Below are 22,487 nucleotides of genomic sequence, written 5' to 3'. Positions count from 1 at the left end.
GTCAGATCCCCCCTATGAATCGGTTTGGGTTTAACACACGACGCGGATCGATGGAGCGCTTGATGCCCTCCATCAGGGAAAAGGCGGCAGGTTTTCGCCCCCACACGTCCAGCTCTCTCCTCCGTTCGAGCGAAGCGTGCTGCACGACCGCATACCCTCCCCTGCTTTCGGCCAGCGAACGTATCTCTGTCAGGTACGAGGCAAAGAGCGTCGGGTTTCCCGTTACATAGACGCGGGTGATGCCGTGACCGACCCCGCCGTGGGCCTGGGCGGCCAGGCCGTACCGCTCGCCAACGTCATGGCAGGCCCTGACGATTTCGAGCACATCGAGGTTTTTACTGCCGATTTTTACTGCCAGCGTTTCCTCGCGATCCCCGGAAGAAACGCCGGAGGGGGGCAGTCGGGCAAAACGCATCCACCACTCTGCGGCTTCCTCCTGTTCCCATGACTGGATCTCCGCATCTGCCGGCAGTCGCGCCTTTACCCACTCTTCCTGATAGCGGACCGCTTTCTCTTCATCTTCAAAGGCGATCGCCAGCGCATACCCGTGCCCTCCATTCATGTTCCGGTGGACAGCGGGACTGAGGAATTCCATCGAGACGGGCTCCAGCAGGGAATCGAGGAGAGAAACGGCAAAGGATCGGATCAGGGTAAAGTCGGAGCGGGAGAATGCGAGGAGCAGCAGGGTTTGAAAGGGCGGGAGCGGGCGCAGTTTCATCGTGATTTCGCTCATGACGCCCAGCGTCCCCATGGAGCCGATAAACAGCTTGTTCATGTCGTAGCCGGCTACATTTTTCACCACCTTGCCGCCTGTTCGAATGAGGCGGCCATCGGGATAGACCACGCGCATCCCGATGACGTGGTCCCTGGCCGAACCGTACCGCAGGCGCTTCGGCCCGCTGTCATTGGCAGCCACGACGCCCCCGATGGTCGCATGCCGGGGCCAGTACGGATCGAGCGGAAGCATCTGGCCATGGGCAGCCAGATGCGCATTGATCTCCTGGATGGTCGTTCCGGGCTTGACCGTCACGGTCATGTCCCCCGGCGCGTATTCGGCAATCCCTCGGCAGTCGGAGAGACCGAGCAGAATGTCCGCTTTTTCTTCGGTCCCGCCAAAGCCTCTTTTCGTCCCGCCGCCCATCGGAATGACGGTCCACCCCTGTTCGTGGGCCGCCCGCAGCACAGCCGCGATATCTTCTTCGGATTCCGGAAAGACCTCGTGCGAGCCGTGATTGCCGAGGACGTGGGATGATTCCGCCGCCGGCCGTATTCTTCCCGTACCGATGACCTGTGTGATCAGCGCCGCGTCCATCTTCCTCCCTCCCTTGCACGCAATGTCATAACGTTCCGTTCAACAAGGCTTCCACATGGGCCAAATGCTCCACCATCGCCTGTCTCGCCTGATCCGGTTCCGCATCGCGGATGGCCTCGAACACGGCCACATGCTGCTGAAAAATCGTCCGCTCCCGCTCGGCATCGGCCAAAATGATCCGGTGGCAGTCCATGATCCCCTTGCGGATCGCCGACGAAACGGTCTGCATCAACTGCACGAGGTGCTCGTTTTGCGTGGCTTCCGCGATGGCGAGATGGAAGTCGAGATCCGCTCTCCACCCTTCCAGCGTATCCGCCAGGGCCAAACGCTCCAGTGCCTCCTTCATCCTGTTCAGGTGGTCCGTTTCGCGGTGAACCGCCGCCAGCTCGGCCGTCCCCGCCTCGAGGATTTTCCTCACCGCAAACAGATTGCGGATATCCTCTTTGCGCACGAGACTGACGCCCTGAAAGACCCGGGAACAGTCAAACTGGCAGACGAATGTGCCGTTGCCGTGGCGGACTTCCACCATTCCTTTTCCTTTCAGCGTCGTGATGGCATCGCGGACAGCGGTTCGGCCCACGTCAAACAGTTGGCACAATTCCCGAACAGATGGAAGCTTGTCGCCGGGCCGCACATGTCCTGCGGTAATCCACTGCTCAATTTGGAGAGCCACCCTGTCGGAAATCTTCTGGCTGTCGATTTTGGCCGCTTCCATCTGCTCACTCCTTCCTTACTCCAGTACCTCATAGCCGGGGAGCGTCAGAAACTCGACGAATTCATCGGCCAGGACCAGTTGGGTAAACAAACGGGCAGCCTGCTCGTAGCGTCCCGCCTCATACGCCTCCCCGCCGATTGCCTCCCTGATCTTCTCCAGCTCTTCGTCCCGGATCTGTTCTGTCAACGCGGCCGTAACCTTCCGCCCGTCATCAAGGATGCCTTTCGGATGGCGAATCCACTGCCAGACCTGCGCCCGCGAGATTTCCGCGGTCGCGGCGTCTTCCATCAGGTTGAAAATGGGAACGGCGCCGGAACCGTTCAGCCAGGCCGCGATGTATTGAATGGCGACGTGGATGTTGGTGCGGAGCCCCGCTTCCGTGATGGGCCCTTCCGGAACCGCGAGCAGCTCCCCGGCTGTCACGTTCACGTCTTCCCGTTTTTTCTCCACTTGATTGGGGGCAGGCATGTGCTCGTTGAACACTTCCATCGCGACAGGCACCAATGCCGGATGAGCGACCCACGTGCCGTCGTGTCCGTCGCGCACTTCCCGGAGTTTATCCGCCCGGACCCGTTTCAGGGCCTCCTCGTTTGCCGCCGGATCGTGTTTCACCGGAATGTGGGCGGCCATTCCGCCCATCGCGTGGGCATTGCGCTTGTGGCACGTCTGGATGGTCAGGAGGGAATACGCCCGCATGAACGGGACCGTCATGGTCACGACCGAACGATCGGGCAGAATCACATCCGGGTCGCGGCGAAACTTTTTGATGTAGCTGAAGATGTAGTCCCAACGTCCGCAGTTGAGTCCGGCCATGTGCTCCCGCAGCTCCCAGATGATTTCGTCCATCTCGAAAGCGGCCAGAATCGTTTCGATCAGGACGGTCGCCTTGATGGTTCCCCGCGGGATTCCCAATTGATCCTGGGCCCAGACGAACACGTCGTTCCACAGCCGCGCCTCCAGATGGCTCTCCAGTTTGGGCAGGTAAAAATAGGGGCCGGAACCATTTGCGATCAGCGTTTTGGCATTGTGGAAGAAGTAGAGCCCGAAATCGACCAGACTGCCGGACGCCGCTTTTCCGTCGATCAGCAGGTGCTTTTCATCGAGATGCCAGCCGCGCGGCCGCACGATCAGAGTGGCTACCTGATCCGTAAGGGCATACGTCTTGCCTTCGGGACTGACGTACCGGATCGTGCGGTTGACCGCGTCCCGCAAATTGATCTGCCCCTGGATGGTATTGGCCCACGTCGGCGAATTGGCATCTTCCAAATCGGCCATAAACGCTTTTGCTCCCGAGTTCAAGGCGTTGATCACCATCTTCCGGTCTCCGGCGGGCCCGGTTATTTCCACCCGGCGATCCTGGAGATCCGCCGGAATTGGCGCAATCGTCCACGAACTCTCGCGAATGTGCTTCGTCTCCGGCAGGAAATCAGGCTTTTTGCCGGCGTCCAGTTCCGCCTGCCGCAGGGCCCGCTGCCGCAAAAGCGCGTCCCGCCTCTCGGCAAATGTCCGGGTCAACCCGGCCACAAACTTCAGGGCCTCCGGCGTCAAAATCTCGGCAAACGCCGGCGTAACCGTCCCGGCAATCTGCACTCCGTCCAACTGTTGGCCTCCTACCGCCACCATTGTCCTCACTCCATTCCTGATGGGGAATCAAATCCTGTTCAGTTATCAGATATGTGATGAGCGGCGGAAACATGTCGGGGAAATGCACGTGGCTGCCGCAGGCCACGCTGGAAGAAAAAAAGAGCGCGCCAGGATCAACTGTCCGGCGCACTCTTTGCGCATGCCCGTCCATGCAGGCCAACAAACCTCAAGGCTTCACCGTTTTCTTTCGCAGGATCGCGGGATTGATGTTGACTGCCGCCTGGTACGCAACCCCAAGTCGTCATCGGCATGAGCCGCCCGTCGCCGGTATCCCATGCGTCTGCGCCGTTTGGCTTTTCCTCACATCGAATCTCCCCTATCCCTGTGTAGAAACGGAAGATGGAACGCGATGGGCAGACCGGGTGAGCAGCAATCCAATCACGCCGCACAAAATCAACCCGACTCCTGCCGCCTTGTAACTGTCAGCCGCTCCCAGCCACCCGATCAACGCACCGGCCAGCAGGCTGGAACCGGACTCGCCGATGAAGGCGGTCGTCGACTGCATGCTGAACACTTTGCCCAGCCGTTCGTTCGGCACGGAGTTCTGCACCAGGAGAATCTGCGGCATGTCGATCAGCGATTCCGCCGCTCCGGCCAGGAACGCGAAGCCGACCGCCAAGAAAAACGTATCTGTGGAACCGATCAGGAAATAGAACACGCCCCAGAGCGCCCAGCCTGTGAAAATGACCCTCGCGTATTTCCTGATCCTGCATGTGCCGAGCAGAAGCGTCATCAGCAGGTTTCCGACCGCAAACGCGCTCAAAATGATCCCGTACCCCTTGGAGTCCATGTCCCAGACCTGATCGGAGAGAATGGGAAGGCCCAAGCGGTCAAGGCCGACAATCAGGCAAAGCCCCACCCCGAAGAAAAAGATGGACCAAAACAGCGGACGAACGGTTTTGACGAAGAGGTACGTGTCATAGATGTCCCGGAATACCGATACGTGCACGTCCTTCTTGTCCATCGGCGGTATTTTAGTCGGCAACAGGGACAGGATCGAAACGACAAAACTGGCGGCAGTGATCAGGTAGATGAAAATCGCGCTGGTCTGCGCGATCAGCACGCCCCCGATCATCGGCCCGATGGCGCGCATCAGTTGGAAGGACGCCTGCATGAACGAGTTGCCCGCCGACCAGAGTTCCTTCGGCATAAAGGTCGTAAGCGACGCCCTCATCGCCGGGAAGAAGAAGCATCGCACCGTACTGAGGACAAATGCCGTAATCGCCAGATTCCATACGTGCAGCAGATCGAGCCAGTAGAAGAAGGGAACGGTGAGAAGGGAAACGAGGCGGATGATGTCCCCGTACACCATCACGCGTTTGCGGTCCCAGCGGTCGGCATAAGCGCCGCCGAGCAGTCCGAAGAAGATGTACGGTGCCGATGTTGCGAGAGCGACAAGGCCCGCGATGAATGAGGAGTTGGTCATTTTGTAGGCGAGCCAGAAGAACGCAATCTGGTACAGGGAGTCCCCGAAATTCGCGGTCGTTTGGCCGATCCACACCAACACGTAGTTCGGGTTTGCGAACAAATGCTTATACCCGGCTTGACCTTGAGTCATGGGATCATCCTCCTCAGCTTCAGATGACAATGTGCCCCTCCTGCACCTCGGCTTCGTCAAACATCGTCGGCGATCCTGCGCCCTTTGCACAGATGCAATTTTTTTAATCTTACATCTTGTCCAAACTGTCGTGAAGTCCATTTTTTGCCGCTTCTTGGCCTTTTTTTCGACATCCCAAGCAGATTGTGACGTTCCCAGTAAAGGTCTTTCTGCAAGCATCCTCTGGTCGAACATCATCTGCTCCGATTCAACAAACCCAAACAAAGAAGGCCAGCCGGATGCTGTCCGCTGACCTTCTTCTGTTCACGCTTCGTCCCGAGCCTTGCTGCATGGAAGGGAAAGGGGCTGCCCGTTCCCCGCTCACCTGCCTACCTTTTTACAAGCACCCAGACGATCTCACACGCCTCATCGCCGTCGTTATACGCCCAGTGGGCTTCGCCCGCAGGGATCAGGGCGGCGTCACCAGCCGTCAGCCGGTATTCCTTGCCGCCCACTCCCGTAATGATGGACCCTTTTACGACCAGGGAATACTCATCTTCCTCGTGGCTTCCCGAGCCATGCAGGGGAATCCTTGCCTGAGGCGGGATGGTCACCACCCCGAATGTGGCTCTGCCGCCTTCTATGTGTGTTTCCGAAAACAATGTCTTGATCAAGACGTCCGGGCGGTCATCCGCTTTTACGGAATCCGCGTTCACAACGATCATGCCCGTTCCTCCGATTTTGCTGTTTGCCGTTGCGGGGTGACACCCTCCACTTCAAATGTGTGCGGATTGAGCACAATCCCGTAAATGTCTCTGGCCTGTTCCACGGAAATATAGCCATTCTTCGCATCCCAGGCCACTTTTTCCGCCGGGCGGTTCAGCGGATTTCCGTATCCGCCGCCGGTAGCGGTCATCAAGCGAACCACATCGCCCTTGTTGAGCGGGAAACGGGCACACTTTCCAAACGGACCGGCGACTTCCCCGTTCGCCTTGACAATGACAAACTCATTGCGGGACCCGTCATGCCCGCCGTTAAATCCCCATGGCAGGAATTTGTGACGTCCGAAGGTAGCTGTCACCGTTTGCCCGTCGCTCATTGCCCGATAAGCGCGGACAACGCCGCAGCCTCCCCGGAATTCGCCGGCACCCGCGCCGTCCGTTCGAAGGCTGTACTCCTCGACCATGATGCCGTAGCGCGTTTCGGCCACTTCCACCGGTACGTTGTAGGTTTCACCGTCACCGATGCAGAACTGTCCCGATGCGCCGTCCAAGCCGTCTCCGGCCCCCCACCCGCCGACGGAAGGCTCCACGATCAGGAACGGCTCGTTCGTATCCGGGTGGATACCGGACAGCACCACACCGCAGACGGACAACAAATGCCCGGCGTTCAACCGGTGAGGAACAACCGGCGCGAGCGCCTTCCAAACCAGGTCTGCCCCGTACAGCATCGTTTCCCAATACGTCGATACGGCAGCCGGACGTTCCGCGGAGAAAATGGAGCGGTCATCCGCGATGACTTTCAGCGGGCGGAACACCCCATCATTCACGTCTTGAGAAGGATTGGTCACGGCCAAGAAAATCGTGCGCACGGCGGAGACAAGCGCGGTATAGGAACAGTTCACCGGACCGAGCACTTGCGGATGGCTTCCGCGGAAGTCGCAGATGAACTCGTCATCCGTGATGGTCACCTTCACCTGCACGTGGAAAGGCCCGTTTCCAAGCCCATCGTCATCGATGAAGTCCTGCGCTTCAAACGTACCCTTGGGCAGCTTGGCGATTTCCTTCAAGGCGAGCTGTTCGCCGTGCCGCAAGAGGTGGTCAATCGAATCCATCACCACGTCCTTCCCGTACTTGTCGCACAGCTCACGGAAGCGCTTTTCGCCGGTACGGAGTGCGGCCACCTGCGCCCACATATCCCCCAGCGACAAATCCGGGAAGCGTACATTGGCGGCGATGATGTCCACCAATGCCTGGTTCAGCTTGCCTTCATCGAACAGCTTCACGCACGGGAATTGAAGCCCTTCCTGGAAGATCTCGGTCGAATCCGTTGTCCATGATCCCGGATCTTTTCCGCCCACTTCCGTCCAGTGCGCTTTGTTGGCGGAAAAGGCCACCAGTTCCCCTTCATGGAAAATCGGCATCACAAGCCCGACGTCGGATAAATGGGACCCTCCTCCCCCGTAGGGATCATTGATGATAAGAATGTCGCCGGGTTTCAGCTCTCCTTCTTTCCCGAACTTCTCCAAGGTTTGCTTCACCATAAAGGTCAGCATCCCGATAAACCCGGTAACCCCGTTTCCCTGGGTCAATAGCTGCCCCTTTGCATCGGTCAACCCGCTCGCAAAGTCAAGCACTTCATAGATGATCGGGCTCATGGATGTCCGGGCGAGCGTGTGAAACATCTCGTCCCCGATGGCAATCAACGAGTCTTTTACGATCTCGAGTGTAAATTGATCACGCTTCACTTTCGTCTCCGTCATGCGTCACACCTCCGTGTCAATGATCAAGTTGCCGTACTCGTCTACAACCAGGCGCTGCCCCGGATACATGACCGTGGAAGAGGATGGTTCTTCGACAATCGCCGGTCCTTCGATGACACTGCCGGCGTTCAGCACTTCTCTGGCGTAGACCTTGGTGTCGATCCATCCATGCTCTTCGAAAAATACGGGGCGAACCTCCTTCAAGGCTTGTTCTGCATTGTCCCCTGCCTGTTCCAGCCGCGCGATCTCCGGCTTTTGCACCACACCGAATGCGGTTACGTGCAGGTTCACGATTTCCGTGGGGGCCCCCTCCAGTTTAAAGGTGTAGTGCTTCTCGTGAAGATCATGGAAACGAGCCACCATCTCCTGAACAGCCGCTTCATCCATGACGCCGTTCGGCACCGGAACTTTCACGGCATGTTCTTGGCCCACATAACGCATGTCGGCATAGCGGACAAACAATACGCTGTCTTCGGCAACTCCCTCCTGGGCGTATTGCCGTACGGCTCCTTCCTCCAGCCGGCTCCACTCACCGTTCAATTCCTCCACGTTCAACCCGTTCACCCGACGGATGTACGTTTGAATGTAGTCATGCCGAAGATCGGTCATCAGCATGCCCCACGCCGAGAATACGGAAGAAGCAATCGGGATGATCACTTTCTTCACGCCCAATTCCCTGGCCAGGGCCAAAGCGTGCATCGGACCGCCGCCGCCGAATGCCACCAGGGAAAACTCGCGGGGATCATACCCTTTGCGAACGGAAATCAGCTTTAACGCATTCAGCATGTTGGAGTTGGCGATGCGAATGATGCCGAGAGCCGCCTCTTCTACGGAGATGCCAAAATGGCGGGCCACCTTTTCCTCAATTGCTTGCTTCACCGCATCCATATTGACTGTATGTTGAAAATTTTTCGGAGATAGACGTCCGGTTACGAGATTGGCATCCGTTGTCGTCGGATTTTCGCCGCCGCGACCGTACGCGACCGGCCCCGGCATGGCCCCGGCGGATTGCGGTCCGACCCTCAGCGAACCGGCATCATCGATCCAGGCAATGGACCCTCCGCCGTTCCCGATTTCCACGATGTCCACCACGGGAACCTTGATTGGATAGCCGGCATTGCGGTCATCACGCTCAATCTTGTAGTCCGTTGTCACCTTTACTTCGCCGCCGTCGATCAAGGAACACTTGGCGGTCGTTCCGCCGATGTCAAAGGCGATGATGTTGTCTTCCCCAAGGATTTTCCCCAACATGGCTGCACCAAAAATACCGGCTACGGGCCCGGACTCTACCATGTTGATGGGCGTTTCCTTCGCTTGTGCAAAGGTAGTCGTTCCGGAATTGGACTGCATGATGTACTTGTTTCCGGTCACCCCGATCTCCCGGAGGTGCTTGTCCAATCGATCGATGTAGGAAGAGGCAATCGGTTTCACATAAGCGTTCAAGACAGCCGTGCTGGTACGTTCGTACTCCCGCCACTCCTTGGTTACCTCGTGAGAAGCGGTTACGGCCACTTCCGGCCAAACCTCCTTGATCCCACCGAGAACGGTTACCTCCACGGCGGTCCGATCCTCTCTTCCTTTGGAAATAAAAAAATCACAGGCGATCTGCCTGTGATTCAGAGTAAAGGGAAGACCCATCCGTTTCAGAACGGATGGACGTCAAGAGTGCCGTCACCAACCACCCCTCCTTTTTGCTGCACAAAAGGAGGGAACCTATACAAAAAAGAAAGGCAGATCCATCCGCCTTTCTGTACGTTCCATCTTTTTTCATTCAACTTGAGAATTATGAAAAAAGGGCAGACTGGTCCCGTTTACTCTGCACACACAAGCAGAACCTTTGAACAGTATTTACTTACTTGTTCAAAGTCGGGAAACGCAATCTGATGAAGCACATGTTTTCATAATCCTCCTTCAGCAACATGAAACATTGTGGTTATTGTAGAGCTCCTTTTCGAAAAAGTCTACCCCTGCGCACATCCACAACCTCAGCCAAGCGTCGCAGCCAGTGAGTCGAGCATCTTGGTCCAGGCGTCCTCGGTGCGGCTCCGGTAGTCTGCCCAGTCCGGGGCCAATTGGTGGGTCAAGGTGAGCTCGCACCCGCTCCCCTGCGGAACAATGTCGACCATCACGCGAGAGCTGTCGATCGGGTCCGGCGCAACCGCCCAAGTGAACACGAGACGGCGGGGACGGTCGATCTCGAGGTACTCGCCGATGTGGTCGATTTCAACGCCCTGCCGCCGTACAACGAAGGAAAATGTGCCTCCCACTCGCGCGTCGGCCGCAATCTTCACCACTTCTTCTTCACGGATGGCGGGCCCGAACATCCATCTGCCGATCATCTCCGGGTTCAGCCAGGCGTCAAACACGCGCTCCGGCGATGCGTCAAAGCGCCGGGTAACGCGTGCATAGACATGGGATTCAGCGTTCATGCAAATTCTCCTTTCTTTTCAGGGGGGGCGGATCAGTCAACGCGCAAACGACGAGAGCGCTGCCTCACATCTGTACACAACCCTCACCTATCATCTTACACAATTCTACCCGTTCATTGTTGACCCGGCAAAACGTTTGATCGTTCGATTTGCTTCGTAGTGCTTCCTTGAGGATATTCGATACGCGGAGTATCATTTTCCTAGATAGAAACATAGGAGGAACATGGATGAACGGCGCCAATGACCAATTTTCGAAACACAATCGACCATCATATAAAGGTTGGAACGGACTGTTATGGAGGGGGTACAGGCGCATTGGATCTCTCCCCCTGGCGTTCATGCAAACTCCCCTGTCATTCTTTACCTGCACGGTGGATGTTATGTATCCGGACACAGCGATACCTACAATTCCATTCCGATACAGCTCTCTCACAAAAGCAGCATGAAGGTGTTGGCTGTGGATTACAGCCTGGCTCCGGAAGCCCCTTTTCCTAACGGGCTGCATGATGTGGTTCGCGTGTATCACTACCTCTGCAGCCATGGATCTCCCAATCACATTGGAATCATAGGTGATTCAGCAGGTGGAGGGCTGGCGCTCGCCTTGCTGTTACGACTCAAGGAGTTGCATACAGAATTGCCGGCAGCGATCGGCTTGTTGTCGCCTTGGGCAGACCTGAAATCACCGGAGGCGACAGCGGTATCGGCCGCGCCGTCGCGATCGGCTTCGCCAAAGAAGGGGCGGATACGGCGATTGTCTACCTGTATGAACGCGAGGACGCCGAAGAGACCAAGCGGCTGGTGGAGTGTTACGGGCGCCGCTGCCTGTTGATCGAAGGCGATTTGCGCTGGCCCGCTTTTTCCGCGGAAGTGGTACGACGAACACTGGAAAGGTACGGGCGGCTTGACGTGCTTGTTTTGAACCAAGGCGTTCAGTTCCCGCAGGAAAGCATCCTGGACATTTCCAACGAGCAGCTCGAGAATACGTACCGCACCAACATTTTTCCGCATTTCTACATGACGAAGGCAGCGCTTCCTCACCTGAAGCCGGGGAGTTCCATTATATCGACGGCATCCGTAACCGCTTTTGCGGGTGCCCCTTTGCTTGTCGATTATTCCTCGACAAAAGGGGCGATCGTCTCATTCACCCGTTCGTTGGCGCTCCAATTAGTCAGCAAGGGCATCCGGGTCAACGCTGTAGCTCCCGGTCCGATTTGGACCCCGCTCATCGTCTCGAGCTATCCGGCCGAATACGTCAAAACGTTTGGTTTGGAAACTCCCATGAAACGGGCCGGACAGCCGTTCGAACTTGCACCGACCTACATTTATTTGGCGTCAGATGATTCATCCTTCGTAACGGGACAGGTGCTTCACGTCAACGGCGGCATCATGACGGAAACCTGAACAGGAAAAGGCGTATTCGATCGGACTGTCATTTTACCGCAATCCGAACATCATAATCGGGAGCGCACCCTTGGCCAGCGAATCAAAAAGCATTACTGAATCATGGGGACACCAAAAGGAGAAATCGGGGGAATGGACATCAAAGCCCTGCTCGGACGAGAAGGGCTTGATTTTTTATTCGCAGGCGATTCTTCATCTCCTTACCCGGTTGCGCCCCATCGCGAAAGAAATGATTCTTTTACTTTTAACGGACACTTGTATGGCTAAAACAAGGGATCATGATGTCGCTTCCGCTTTCTATTTATAAATCGAATTACAAGGGAAATGTGATAGAAGAGAAGCGATGGGTAAATCGAATACCCGATGAAGAACGTTTCCGCTGTTCATCAGCAAGAAAAACAACGCCACTGTTATACCCGCCAAGGTAAACAAGCCCACCTGCATGAAATACCTTTTCACCTTGGAGCGGATGAATATTTTTTTATCAATGGATTCTATCAATAGGGAAAGTGGAATCCCTGCAACGATTGTAATGTAGCGGAACGCCACGAACGAAATTTGGAGGACCAGTCGGATGAGAAGGAACAATGTTGCGCAATACTGCCCATTCGTTCTCCTATGACCAGGGATTCCCGATAAGCCGAGGCCCTTCCTCCGTCCGAAGCAACATCGGGGGATCACCGCGGGAATATTCGATCAAGGAAATGGCTCCCTTCGGTGTCTCGAGCTGTGGATCGATCTTCACCGGGGACTTGCTGAGCTCGCAGACAATTTGTTTCGCTGTCTCCACAGACAGAAAATGGGGCGCACGCACAACAATATCCACGTCGCTCTTGTCGGTCACCGTGGGCACGCCGCTGGCAAGCTCAAAACCGACGCTGCCTGTTGGTCCCCAGGAAAGGTGATACGTCAAGAAAACGTCCTCGATGAAATCAAGTACGCGCAGCGCTTTAATCCGCTGATAGCGCGGGCTCTTTTTCCAGGCTTTTTGCGAAACGAATTGTTCGGGCGCAACATGCAGATCGACCGCATTCCGTTCCAGGAAGGCTGCAATTCGTTGGGTCCGGGACTTCCCGCGAATTCCCACAGGGATTTTCCCGTTTTCAATGGGAGCCCGGCGCACCACGACAAAGGGAGCAAGCGTCAGCGCTTCGTTCACCCATTCAGGTTCAGTCGGCCTTGTGACCAGTCGGGTGATATCTGTGACGCGCAGCAAATCGTGCGGCTTTACATCCATTGCTCGGCCAACCTTTTGCGCACCAGGATGGAAGCGGCTCGCCCACCCTTTTGCGCCTCATCAGAAGACAGACGACTGCTCAAATCACGCGAAGCGGAACGTGGTCCGTCATCCTGATGATTTCAAAAGGCGATTGCCTTCCCCTCGTGGATGAGGGAGACAATCGCCTTTTGCAGACGAATTGGCGGTCAACAGCCTGTTTTTCCGGTTACGGGTCCTATCCCCTATTCGTTAATACCCTGTTTGTTGATCAACAGCCGTCTTGGTGACGATTGTTACGCCAGCGCTTGTGCCGATCCGATTGGCTCCCGCTTTGATCATCGCGAGGCAATCTTCATAGCCGCGTATGCCTCCTGAAGCTTTCACTCCCACATCAGGTCCAACGGTTTCGCGCATGATGCGGACATGCTCCGCAAGCGCTCCGCCGGTTCCAAATCCCGTCGATGTTTTGACGAAGTCAAGGCCTGTTTCCCTCGCCAACGTGCACACCTGAACGATCTGTGCTTCGGACAGATAGCAGGTTTCCAGAATCACCTTGATCACAAGAGGCGTTTCGCTGTCGGAACGAAGCCGAACGAACCGTTCCATTTCCCTTCCGACGCTGTCATATCTGCCGTTTACGACATCGGTGATGTTGATGACATAATCGATTTCATCCGCTCCGTCCCTGATCGCCCGGCTTGCCTCGAACAGCTTCGTTTCCGCAGTTGCTGCCCCGAGCGGGAACCCAACTACCGTGCAGATTTTTACGCTTGTTCCTTGTAAAGCGGCGCGCGCCAGCGGAACGTAACAGGGGTTGATGCACACGGCGGCAAATCCATGCTGCTTCGCCTCTTCACACAAGAAATGAATCTGACGATCTGTGATGTTGGGTTTCAGCAGGGTATGGTCGATCAAATTTGCCAACGAAATAGTCATCGCGTTATGCCCCCGTCGCTGTCGTATCAATGGGCTGGTTTTGCAAGAAACGCTCCACCTCTTCTCTGGACGGCATGGCAGGAGCGGTGCCGATTTTCGTTACAGAGAGAGCGGCCACTGCGTTCGCATATTGAAGCGCCTGGCGGATGCTGCGCCCTTCCGCCAAAGCATGGGCCAACCCGCCGTTAAACGCGTCTCCGGCGCCTGTTGTATCCACCGCATCCACGTGAAAGCCGGGGTATAAAATACCTGATGGGCCGCCCTCGTAATAATAGCATCCTTTTTTTCCAAAGGTGATCACCACTTTCTCCACGCCTTTCCGGTAGAGAACGGAAGCGGCCCTGCACGCGCTTTCTTCATCCGTGATTTCGATTCCGGTTAAGAGAAAGGCTTCCGTTTCGTTGGGGGTGATGTACGTGACGCCTTTCAAGAGCTCCTCGGGAATCGGCTGGTACGGGGCTGGATTTAATATCACCGGCACGCCGTATGTCCCCGCCAGCTCCAACGTTTTCCGTACCGCCTCCATGCTGGTCTCAAGCTGAACAAGAACGACTGCAGAGTTTTTGATCATCTCCTCTGCCTGCGCCACATCCTCCGCCGACAGCTTGCCGCAAGCACCCAAGGCAACCACGATCATGTTCTCCCCGTTATCGTCTACGGCAATCAAGGCTGCACCGGTTGCTTCCGCATCATCAACAAACACATAATCCGTTGAAATGTGTTCCGCCTGGAAATGTTTCACGGCCGCCTGACCAAACGGGTCATTTCCGACTTTTGTCACCATGCACACCCGAGACCCTTGTCTGGCCGCCGCTACGGCCTGATTCCCGCCCTTTCCTCCGGGCCCCATGCGAAACGGGCCTCCCAGGACGGTCTCCCCCGGTTTCGGCATGTGCGGAGTGCGGCTCATCAAATCTACGACGTAACTCCCGACAACGGTAATGATTCCACTGCTCACTCCCGATCACTCCCCTGTGTTATCTCGTTTTCACCTGGTCGATGTTCTCCTTGGTAACCAATGTGGAGTCGAGAATCACCGATTTTTCCACCGACTCTCCCTTGGAAATGGTCACGGCCGTCTGTACGGCTTCTTTTCCAAGAAGAAGGGAGGTTCAGCAATCGTGGCTTCCAGCTTGCCCTGGCGGATCGCGTCCAATGCCGGATCAACCGCATCGCAGCCGATCACCGTGATTTGATCCAAACGCCCAGCTGCTTCAATGGCTGCAAGGGCCCCCAGCGCCATTTCATCATTAGCCGCATATACTCCATCGATTTCCGGGTTCGCTTGCAGGATGTTTTCCATGACGCTTAACGCCTTGCCGCGGTCAAAGTCGGCTGCTTGCCGGGCAATTATTTTCATGTCGGGGTATTTGGCAAGCGCTTCGTTAAATCCCTTGCTTCTGTCGCGCGCTACATTGGTTCCCATGATTCCCTGGATTTCCACGATGTTCCCTTTTCCGTTTAAGGCTTTGGCCAGAAATTCTCCGGCGATGTTTCCGGATTTGATCGCATCAAAACCAATGTGGGTGACCACTTCTCCCCCGTTCGATTGACGGTCGATGGTAAATACCGGAACCTTCGCATCATTCGCTTTTTTCACGCCTTCCACAATGGCGTCGCTGTCGGCGGGATCAATAATCAGCACATCCAGGTTTTGCTGCAGAAGATTTTCCACGTCCGCAAGCTGTTGACCGGGATTGTTCTGGGCGTCCGTGACCACCAAATCGATGCCCAGCTCTTTTGCCTGCGCTTCCGCTCCTTCCTTTACAGCAACGAAAAAGGGATTGTTTAGCGTATTCATGGCCAAGCCCACTTTCAGTTTTTTTCCTTCCGCCGACTGAGGCCCATTCGCGGCTGATTCTTTTTGTTCGGGGCCTCCGCAGCCGGCAAGCAGGAACGTGAAAACGAACACGAAAACGAGAATGGAAACGACACGTTGTTTCATGTGAACCCCTCTTTTCTTTCATTTTTAAGCAATTTTCAATTTTGCAAATGTACGGTCGGCCAGTACGGCCGCCAAGATGACCAGCCCTTTCACGATGCTTTGGTAAAACGGGGAAACGTTCATTAAATTTAAAACGTTGTCTAGAATCCCCATAATCAACGCACCGATCAATGTCCCGGCTATCCCTCCCTTCCCGCCTGCCAGACTTGTACCGCCGATGATAACGGCAGCAATCGCATCCAACTCAATGCCCGTGCCGGCCGTCGGTTGGGCGGACATTAATCGGGACGTGTACACAATGGCCGACAAGGCAGAAAGCAGACCGCAAATTCCAAAGACAGCCACTTTGATCGTATTCACCGGAATCCCCGATAAACGGGACGCTTCTTCATTGCCGCCGATCGCATACACATATCGTCCAAAGCTGGTGTTGCGCAGAACCCAATACAGGGAAGCGTAGAGGAAGAGCATGATCAAAATGGGCAAGGGAATTCCCAGCATTTTACCGTTTCCGATATAGCGGAAAGATTCATGGCTAACCACCAGCGGATACCCCTGGGTGTACACCAGCGTCATCCCTCTCGCGATCACCATGACGGCCAATGTCGTGATAAAGGAGGGGATGCCCCATCTGGTTACAAACAGACCGTTGATGATTCCAAATCCCAGGCCGACCAGCAGCGCGGCGATGAGGGCGACGCCAAGCGGCCATTGGGCAGTCAGCATGCCGGCGGCTATCGCTCCCGAAAAGGCCATCACGGATCCCACCGACAAGTCAATGCCGGCGATCAAGATGACCAGTGTCATTCCGGCCGCAATAATCGCGGTAATCGAAACCTGGCGCGCAACGTTAAGCAGGTTGTTGACGGTCAGAAACGCCTCGGAAAGCATGCTCGCAGCGGCGCACAGGGCGATGAAAATGATCAGGACGCGATACTTGTTTACCAGATGGAGCCGTGCTTCCCTGTTCATCACCACGGATTGCAACGCTTCTTGTCTCACTTTCGAACTCCCCCCGTCGCGTACAGAAATATTTTTTCCTGCGTCGCTTCTTCAATCGGCATCTCTCCGGTCACTCTCCCTTCGTGCATGACGAGAATGCGGTGACTCATTCCGAGCAGCTCCGGCATCTCCGACGAGATCATGATGATCGCGATACCCTCTTCTGTAAGCGATTTCATTAGTTGATAAATTTCAGCTTTCGCTCCGACGTCGATTCCGCGGGTAGGTTCATTCAGGATCAATACCCGCGGGTTCATTTGCAGCCATTTTCCCAGCACGACTTTTTGCTGGTTGCCGCCGCTTAACGTCCCTACGGCAACTGCCGGATCGTGCACTTTGATTTTGAGATCGGAAATCCATTTTTCGACGATGCCCGTCTGTTTTGATTTTTCCAACAGCGTTCCCATGGAAGAAATGCGGCGGTAGCTTGGCAGGAGAAGATTTTCAAACACAGACATCATCAACACCAGGCCTTCGCCTTTCCGATCATCCGTAACCAGTGCGATGCCTGCGTCAATCGCATCCCTCGGCGAAGTGATCCGGCTTTTTTCCCCGATCATGATCTTCCCCTGCAGATGGGGATACAGCCCGAACAAAGCCTTGGCCAACACGCCGCTTCCGGAACCCATCAATCCCCCTATGCCGAGAATCTCGCCTTCGTGGACGGTCAGGTTGATATCATGCAGGCGGTTCTTCAGCGACAGGTTTTCCACCCTGAGCACAGGTTTTCCAATTTTCTGATTTCTGGTCGGGTACAAGTCGGTGATGTCCCTGCCTACCATCATGCTGACCATTTGTTCCCGGGAGACGTCTCCGATCTTGGCGCTGCCGATATATGTCCCGTCGCGAAGCACGGCGATGCGATCCGCGATCTGTTCCACTTCTTCCAAACGATGGGTGATAAAGATGATGGACATTCCCTGTTGTTTCAGATCGAGCATGATCTCAAGCAAATGGCTGGCATCTTCACCGTTCAAAACGGCTGTGGGTTCGTCCATAATCAATATTTGCGAAGCGTACGAAATAGCTTTCGCGATTTCCACAAGCTGCTGCTCCGGAATGGTCAAGTCACGGATCAGGGCTTTGGGGGACAAATGCTTCAGCCCCACCCTGTTCATGATCGCCGCAGCCTGCTGATCGAGCGTTTTCCAATCGATGACTCCCTTTATTTTCCTTGGTTCGCGGCCGAGAAATATATTCTCGGCAACGCTCAGGTGGGGAATCAAGTTAAACTCCTGGTAGATGATGCTGATCCCCAATTCCTGGGAAGCGCGCGGTCCATCGATCACCACCTTTTTGCCGTTGACGTAAATCTCGCCGGCGTCGGGTTGATGCACACCTGCCAACACCTTCATGAGCGTGGATTTTCCCGCGCCGTTTTCTCCCAACAGCGCAAGGATCTCACCTTTTTTCACTTCGATGCTTACTTGATCCAATGCTTTCACGCCTGGAAAGTGCTTGCTGATCCTTTCCATTTTTAAAGCGGCTGTTTCCAACGATCACATCCCCCTTCCGTCCGCCGTATCAATAAGCGACTCCCGCGACGAGAATGACATTGGCGTAGGGTGTAAATTCTCCGGTGCGGATCAATCCGCGCGCCTGCTTTGTCCGCTGCTTGAATTCAACATGCGGCAGGTACTCTACGGGAATACCGGGAAATCTGCGCAGGATTTCCTCATTCATCTTCGGGCTGATTGATTTGATCTCTTCGGCAAGGATGATTTTCTCCACGATCAGATCTTCCAGTACGGCATCCAATGTTTCCAAAAATCCGGGCGTCCCTTCTTTTAACGCCAAATCGATGCGCGTGTTGACGTTTTCCGGAATCGGCAGCCCCGCGTCGGTCACGACAATCCAATCAGTATGACCGGTTTGGGAAATCAGCTTGTTCATGTCCGGATGTAAAATGCCGCCTTTTTTCATTGCGATTCGACCTCCAAGATGTAAACGTTTAGATTTTTACATGCGAGAGCTATTTACTTTAATCGACACGATTGGCGTATTTTTAATTCGGGCGAAAGCACGTAATGCCGTTTTGCCCCTTCCCAGCCTTCCGTCATCCGCTCATACAACATTTCAAAGGCAACCTCCCCCAGTTTCCGCATCGGACGGGAAACCACGGTTAGAGGCGGGTTGACGAAAGTGGCAATATCGACATCATCAAAGCCGATAAACGAGACCTCTTCCCCCAGCTTCCAGTCCAGTTCATACAGCGCTTTCATACATCCCACCGTCATCAGGTTGTTGGAAGAAAAGATGGCGGTCGGACGTTCCGGCAACTGATACAACTGCTTCGTCAACCGTCTTCCGCTTTCTTCCTTGAAATCCCCCTCGAGAACGTATTCCTGCACAACAGGGATGCCGTAATCGTCCAAGGCCCTTTTATAGCCGACAAAGCGCTCGTACCCGGGGGTGGTATTTTGCGGACCGCAGATAATCGCGATCCGCTTGTGCCCCTGCAGGATGAGATGACGGGTCGCCTGGTACGCCCCATCCACATTGCCCACCAGCACGGTGTCCACTTCAAATTTCTTGATGGCCCGGTCAACTGCGACAACCGGAATTTTGGCATCCATCACGGTTTGCAGCTGATCTCCCGCTTCATCGGCCGTCGTGATGATCAGCCCGTCTACGCTTCGCTCCAACAAGATGGTCAACAGCTCGCGTTCGGTGTCGGCTGATTCGTTCGTATTGCAGAGGAACGTGAAGTATCCTTTTTCCCTTGCTTTCTGCTCGATTCCCGAGACGACGGTCGGGAAAAAGGGGTTATTCACGTCGGGGATAATAATCCCGATGGTGTTTGTCGTTTTTTTTACCATGCTTCTCGCGACAGCATTGGGAATATAGTTAAGCTCCTCAATGGCTGCCAGTATGCGGGCCTCGGTTTTTTGCCTCACTCCTCCCTGCCTGTTGATCACGCGTGATACAGTTGCGATGGATACGTTGGCTCGTTTTGCTACATCTTCAATCGTTGGCTTGTGCAACTTGAATCAGCTCCAAAATGTAAACGTTTAGATTTAGAACGCCAAAAACACGCTGCTCACCCATGTTTTCGAGCAGAAATGTACAATAAAGCGCTTTCTTTTGTTTGTATTTTAAGAAATATCACAAAATTTACAAGAAATCAATCTAAACGTTTTCATTTTTTTGAAATTTCATTACCTTCCCGCTCCGCTGTTACAAAACCCCCGCCCGGCCTGATCTGTCGCTGCGCCGGGCGGGGCCTCGAACCCTTTTCAACATGCCGACGAGATGTTCAGAGTATCCTTTTCGGGATTGCCAGAATCGAATCCCCTCATTCTTCCACATACGGAATCGTCAGGGGCCCCAGCGGAAGAACAGCCACCGTCATGTTTTCTCCGTATTTTTGCTTCAACTCTTCCAGGGTTTGCTCAATGTCGTGGGTGGGGGTAAACATCGCCTTGGCCACATCCTCATCCGACAGCGTCGAATACACGTAGACATCCGCCCAGACCTGAATCACCGCCTGCTTTTGCACCTGCCACTGATCAAAGACTTCAAAGGCAGGATCGTTGATCATCGCCAGGAGCTCACGAGGGGTTTGTCTCATCTGCAGGATCTTGGCGTAGTTTCCGTGATTGGGCAAACCGTCGGAACACTCCGCCGCACAGATGATCGCGCCTCCCTGTTTCACAATCTTGTAGGCCGCGCTCATCCCTTTTACCGCTTGATACAGGTTTTGATCGAGCGGATACCCGGAATTGGACGTAATGACCACGTCAAAACGGTGGTCACAACGGATCATCGCGTGTTCCCTGGCGAAGGCGCAGCCCCGGTCATGCGCCTCAAACAGTTCCCCGGCAAACACGGCGGTAATCTCTTTGTCGCGATTTAACGTCACATTCACCATGAAATCCGGCTTACACATGCGGTTCACTTCCCGGGCCATGTCCTGAACCGGGTTGTTCACCATGTTTCCCCAGGTGGACAGCGGGTCGCCAATCATTCTGGCATTATGAAACGTCAGGATGGTTTCGATTCCGGCAATGCCCGGCATGATCCCTTTGGGGCCGCCGGAAAAGCCGGCAAAGAAATGCGGTTCGATAAAGCCTGTCACAATTTTGAAATCGGCTTCCACGTACTCCTTGTTCAAATACACCTCGCAGCCATACCGGCTTTTCCCGACTCGCACCAATTCTTCCCGGTTCTGACAGTGATGGTTGATCACGCGAACATGCTCAACCACCCATTCCCCCAGCATGTGAATGAATTCTTCTCGTGTCTGGTCGCGGTGGGTTCCCGTACCGTTGATGATCACAAACTGATCAAGCGGTACATGGGACAGCTCCTTGAGAATCCAGGGAATCAGCTTGTGGTTGGGCGTCGGACGGGTGATGTCGCTAATCACAATCGCCACTTTGTCCGTACGTTTTACCATGTCCCGCAAAGGCGGCGTTCCGATCGGGTTCCGGAGCGCCGTTGCCACCGCCGCTTCTTCATCCCGCAGTCCGGGAAGATGTTTCGGCTCCAAGATGACCGAATGTTCAGGCACTTGAACGGACAACGTTCCTTTCCCGTACAACAGCGCAGTGTTCATGAATCATCTTCTCCTTGGTAAGGATTGGGCAGAGCGCATTTCTCGCCTACGCGGCTTTTTTGTGAGTGAGGCATGCCAAGCAGTGATCAGAAGCAACGACCAATGGTTTGCTTGATGTCACGCTGCATCCCTCCTTATGATCTTGTCACACGGAACGGATGTGCCAGATACGTGCGAAGAACCTGCTCCGCCGCTTGAGCCAGCAATTCGGCGGCTCGTTCCATCGCTTCCGGAAGCGTCATGGGAGCGTTGAGAATGCTATGAATGCTGGTAATGCCGTATTGATAAAGGGAATCGATGCCGGGTCCAATCGAGCCCGCAAGCACAAACACAGGGATCCCCCGCTTCTGCGCTTCTTGTGCTACTCCCATCGGCGTTTTTCCGGACGCCGTTTGAAAATCAATCGTTCCTTCTCCCGTGATGACCAGATCGGCGTCCTGCAAATGCTGGCCGAGCTGCGTGTATTCGATGACAATATCAATCCCCCGCTTCATGGCTGCCGGAAAAAAGGCCTGAAACGCTCCGCCGATCCCGCCGGCCGCACCTGCCCCGGGCCGATCGTGAAGCCGCACCCCGGTTTTGGCTTCGACCAGATCTGCCCACCTGCGCAGGCAGCGGTCCAATCTCTCCACCATGTCAGGAGTCGCCCCTTTTTGCGGGCCAAACACATGGGACGCTCCCTGGGGACCAACGAGAGGATTCTGCACATCGGAGGCGATCACAAACTGCGACTCGTTGATGCGAGGGTCAAAATCCCGGTCATCGATTGCGGCGATCCGTTCGATTTCCCCTCCGCCAAAACCGACCTGCTTTCCCTGGGAGTCGAGCAGCTTCATGCCGAGCGCTTGCAGCATGCCAATTCCGCCGTCATTGGTCGCGCTGCCGCCAATGGCTAAAATGAAACGCCGGCAGCCGTCATCCAGCGCCCGCTTGATCAATTCGCCCGTACCGTACGTTGTCGTCACCATCGGATTGCGCTGCTCGGGCGGCACCAGACAAAGTCCGGAAGCACTGGCCATTTCAATGACACACGTCTGCCGATCTCCCAGTACGCCGTAAGCCGCGTCAACTGGCAGACCCAAAGGTCCGGTGACAGAAACGTCGACCATTCGCCCTTTCGTTGCCCCAACCAGGCTTTCCATCGTTCCTTCCCCGTCGTCTGCGACCGGAACCAGCACCGTCTTCGCATGGGGAAGAACGCGAAGCACCCCTGTTTCGATGGCGCTGGCTGCTTCAAACGCGGAAAGGCTTCCCTTGAACGAATCCGGCGCAATTACAATCTTCATGCCCACTCCCCCTTCCATACA

The 22,487-nt window shown here is 55.2% G+C and carries 20 protein-coding genes and 1 pseudogene; 3 read left to right on the top strand and 18 right to left on the bottom strand.

Going from position 1 to position 22,487, the window contains the following annotated elements; genetic code table 11:
• Position 1 precedes the first annotated feature (1 nt).
• From A6764_RS10160 to A6764_RS10125, 8 genes are all read right to left on the bottom strand, one after another.
• Positions 2 to 1,312, bottom strand: coding sequence for an FAD-binding oxidoreductase (locus tag A6764_RS10160; protein WP_065066614.1), 1,311 nt, complete (start codon positions 1,310 to 1,312; stop codon positions 2 to 4).
• A gap of 25 nt (positions 1,313 to 1,337) precedes the next feature.
• Complete coding sequence (locus tag A6764_RS10155) at positions 1,338 to 2,027, bottom strand: FadR/GntR family transcriptional regulator (RefSeq protein WP_065066615.1); 690 nt, start codon at positions 2,025 to 2,027, stop codon at positions 1,338 to 1,340.
• Positions 2,028 to 2,042: 15 nt separating this feature from the next.
• Positions 2,043 to 3,650, bottom strand: a complete 1,608-nt coding sequence (gene aceB, locus A6764_RS10150; RefSeq protein ID WP_065066616.1) for a malate synthase A — start codon at positions 3,648 to 3,650, stop codon at positions 2,043 to 2,045.
• A gap of 337 nt (positions 3,651 to 3,987) precedes the next feature.
• Complete coding sequence (locus A6764_RS10145; RefSeq protein WP_065066617.1) at positions 3,988 to 5,229, bottom strand: MFS transporter; 1,242 nt, start codon at positions 5,227 to 5,229, stop codon at positions 3,988 to 3,990.
• Between the two features lie 368 nt (positions 5,230 to 5,597).
• Entirely contained in the window at positions 5,598 to 5,933 is a 336-nt protein-coding gene (locus A6764_RS10140) for a cupin domain-containing protein (protein WP_065066618.1), read from the bottom strand.
• Positions 5,930 to 7,690: a hydantoinase B/oxoprolinase family protein gene (locus A6764_RS10135; protein WP_065066619.1), complete on the bottom strand. Its 1,761-nt coding sequence runs from the start codon at positions 7,688 to 7,690 to the stop codon at positions 5,930 to 5,932. The genes A6764_RS10140 and A6764_RS10135 overlap by 4 nt, the downstream gene beginning before the upstream one ends.
• 3 nt (positions 7,691 to 7,693) lie before the next feature.
• Entirely contained in the window at positions 7,694 to 9,247 is a 1,554-nt protein-coding gene (locus A6764_RS10130) for a hydantoinase/oxoprolinase family protein (protein WP_255309620.1), read from the bottom strand.
• A gap of 428 nt (positions 9,248 to 9,675) precedes the next feature.
• Positions 9,676 to 10,119, bottom strand: a complete 444-nt coding sequence (locus tag A6764_RS10125; RefSeq protein WP_065066620.1) for an SRPBCC family protein — start codon at positions 10,117 to 10,119, stop codon at positions 9,676 to 9,678.
• Between the two features lie 295 nt (positions 10,120 to 10,414).
• Here A6764_RS10125 and A6764_RS22405 point away from each other — a divergent pair.
• From A6764_RS22405 to A6764_RS10115, 3 genes and pseudogenes are all read left to right on the top strand, one after another.
• Positions 10,415 to 10,750, top strand: a pseudogene (locus A6764_RS22405) (alpha/beta hydrolase); the annotation flags it as partial.
• A 32-nt stretch (positions 10,751 to 10,782) separates the two neighbouring features.
• Entirely contained in the window at positions 10,783 to 11,520 is a 738-nt protein-coding gene (locus tag A6764_RS10120) for an SDR family oxidoreductase (RefSeq protein WP_255309621.1), read from the top strand.
• Between the two features lie 132 nt (positions 11,521 to 11,652).
• Positions 11,653 to 11,787 carry a hypothetical protein gene (locus A6764_RS10115; protein WP_255309622.1) on the top strand — a complete coding sequence of 45 codons (135 nt, stop codon included), beginning with the start codon at positions 11,653 to 11,655 and terminating at the stop codon, positions 11,785 to 11,787.
• Positions 11,788 to 12,136: 349 nt separating this feature from the next.
• Here the strand turns inward: A6764_RS10115 and A6764_RS10110 are convergent, their stop codons facing one another.
• The 10 genes from A6764_RS10110 to A6764_RS10065 form a co-directional block, all read right to left on the bottom strand.
• A complete protein-coding gene (locus A6764_RS10110) occupies positions 12,137 to 12,757 on the bottom strand; it encodes a malonate decarboxylase holo-ACP synthase (protein WP_065066623.1) in 621 nt (206 codons plus the stop codon).
• 231 nt (positions 12,758 to 12,988) lie between these two features.
• On the bottom strand, positions 12,989 to 13,675 hold the full coding sequence (gene deoC, locus A6764_RS10105; RefSeq protein ID WP_176703229.1) for a deoxyribose-phosphate aldolase: 687 nt from the start codon (positions 13,673 to 13,675) through the stop codon (positions 12,989 to 12,991).
• Positions 13,676 to 13,679: 4 nt separating this feature from the next.
• Positions 13,680 to 14,633: a ribokinase gene (gene rbsK / locus A6764_RS10100; RefSeq protein WP_083989748.1), complete on the bottom strand. Its 954-nt coding sequence runs from the start codon at positions 14,631 to 14,633 to the stop codon at positions 13,680 to 13,682.
• Between the two features lie 111 nt (positions 14,634 to 14,744).
• The gene (locus A6764_RS10095; protein WP_255309624.1) at positions 14,745 to 15,620 is read right to left on the bottom strand and encodes a substrate-binding domain-containing protein; all 876 of its coding nucleotides are present in this window, start codon (positions 15,618 to 15,620) and stop codon (positions 14,745 to 14,747) included.
• 24 nt (positions 15,621 to 15,644) lie between these two features.
• Positions 15,645 to 16,592: an ABC transporter permease gene (locus tag A6764_RS10090; RefSeq protein ID WP_065066668.1), complete on the bottom strand. Its 948-nt coding sequence runs from the start codon at positions 16,590 to 16,592 to the stop codon at positions 15,645 to 15,647.
• Between the two features lie 26 nt (positions 16,593 to 16,618).
• Positions 16,619 to 18,067 carry a sugar ABC transporter ATP-binding protein gene (locus A6764_RS10085; protein ID WP_255309629.1) on the bottom strand — a complete coding sequence of 483 codons (1,449 nt, stop codon included), beginning with the start codon at positions 18,065 to 18,067 and terminating at the stop codon, positions 16,619 to 16,621.
• Between the two features lie 79 nt (positions 18,068 to 18,146).
• Positions 18,147 to 18,545 (bottom strand): D-ribose pyranase, encoded by a 399-nt coding sequence (rbsD, locus tag A6764_RS10080; RefSeq protein ID WP_029098800.1) that lies wholly within the window; start codon positions 18,543 to 18,545, stop codon positions 18,147 to 18,149.
• A 53-nt stretch (positions 18,546 to 18,598) separates the two neighbouring features.
• Complete coding sequence (locus tag A6764_RS10075; protein ID WP_065066625.1) at positions 18,599 to 19,606, bottom strand: LacI family DNA-binding transcriptional regulator; 1,008 nt, start codon at positions 19,604 to 19,606, stop codon at positions 18,599 to 18,601.
• 311 nt (positions 19,607 to 19,917) lie between these two features.
• Positions 19,918 to 21,180 (bottom strand): nickel-dependent lactate racemase, encoded by a 1,263-nt coding sequence (gene larA, locus A6764_RS10070; protein ID WP_065066626.1) that lies wholly within the window; start codon positions 21,178 to 21,180, stop codon positions 19,918 to 19,920.
• 134 nt (positions 21,181 to 21,314) lie between these two features.
• On the bottom strand, positions 21,315 to 22,466 hold the full coding sequence (locus A6764_RS10065) for a glycerate kinase (RefSeq protein WP_065066627.1): 1,152 nt from the start codon (positions 22,464 to 22,466) through the stop codon (positions 21,315 to 21,317).
• Positions 22,467 to 22,487: the final 21 nt, after the last annotated feature.

Origin of the sequence: Brevibacillus sp. WF146, from assembly GCF_001673705.2 — a bacterium.
Classification (GTDB): Bacteria; Bacillota; Bacilli; order Brevibacillales; family Brevibacillaceae; genus Brevibacillus; species Brevibacillus thermoruber.
This window is presented reverse-complemented; position numbering and strand designations above follow the sequence as displayed.

Coding starts and splice junctions, on each gene's coding strand:
- A6764_RS10160 (WP_065066614.1), bottom strand. CDS start 1,312: ATGGACGCGGCGCTGATCACACAGGTCATCGGTACGGGAAGAATACGG.
- A6764_RS10155 (WP_065066615.1), bottom strand. CDS start 2,027: ATGGAAGCGGCCAAAATCGACAGCCAGAAGATTTCCGACAGGGTGGCT.
- aceB (WP_065066616.1), bottom strand. CDS start 3,650: ATGGTGGCGGTAGGAGGCCAACAGTTGGACGGAGTGCAGATTGCCGGG.
- A6764_RS10145 (WP_065066617.1), bottom strand. CDS start 5,229: ATGACTCAAGGTCAAGCCGGGTATAAGCATTTGTTCGCAAACCCGAAC.
- A6764_RS10140 (WP_065066618.1), bottom strand. CDS start 5,933: ATGATCGTTGTGAACGCGGATTCCGTAAAAGCGGATGACCGCCCGGAC.
- A6764_RS10135 (WP_065066619.1), bottom strand. CDS start 7,690: ATGACGGAGACGAAAGTGAAGCGTGATCAATTTACACTCGAGATCGTA.
- A6764_RS10125 (WP_065066620.1), bottom strand. CDS start 10,119: ATGAACGCTGAATCCCATGTCTATGCACGCGTTACCCGGCGCTTTGAC.
- A6764_RS10115 (WP_255309622.1), top strand. CDS start 11,653: ATGGACATCAAAGCCCTGCTCGGACGAGAAGGGCTTGATTTTTTATTC.
- A6764_RS10110 (WP_065066623.1), bottom strand. CDS start 12,757: ATGGATGTAAAGCCGCACGATTTGCTGCGCGTCACAGATATCACCCGA.
- deoC (WP_176703229.1), bottom strand. CDS start 13,675: ATGACTATTTCGTTGGCAAATTTGATCGACCATACCCTGCTGAAACCC.
- A6764_RS10095 (WP_255309624.1), bottom strand. CDS start 15,620: ATGAAACAACGTGTCGTTTCCATTCTCGTTTTCGTGTTCGTTTTCACG.
- A6764_RS10090 (WP_065066668.1), bottom strand. CDS start 16,592: ATGAACAGGGAAGCACGGCTCCATCTGGTAAACAAGTATCGCGTCCTG.
- rbsD (WP_029098800.1), bottom strand. CDS start 18,545: ATGAAAAAAGGCGGCATTTTACATCCGGACATGAACAAGCTGATTTCC.
- larA (WP_065066626.1), bottom strand. CDS start 21,180: ATGAACACTGCGCTGTTGTACGGGAAAGGAACGTTGTCCGTTCAAGTG.
- A6764_RS10065 (WP_065066627.1), bottom strand. CDS start 22,466: ATGAAGATTGTAATTGCGCCGGATTCGTTCAAGGGAAGCCTTTCCGCG.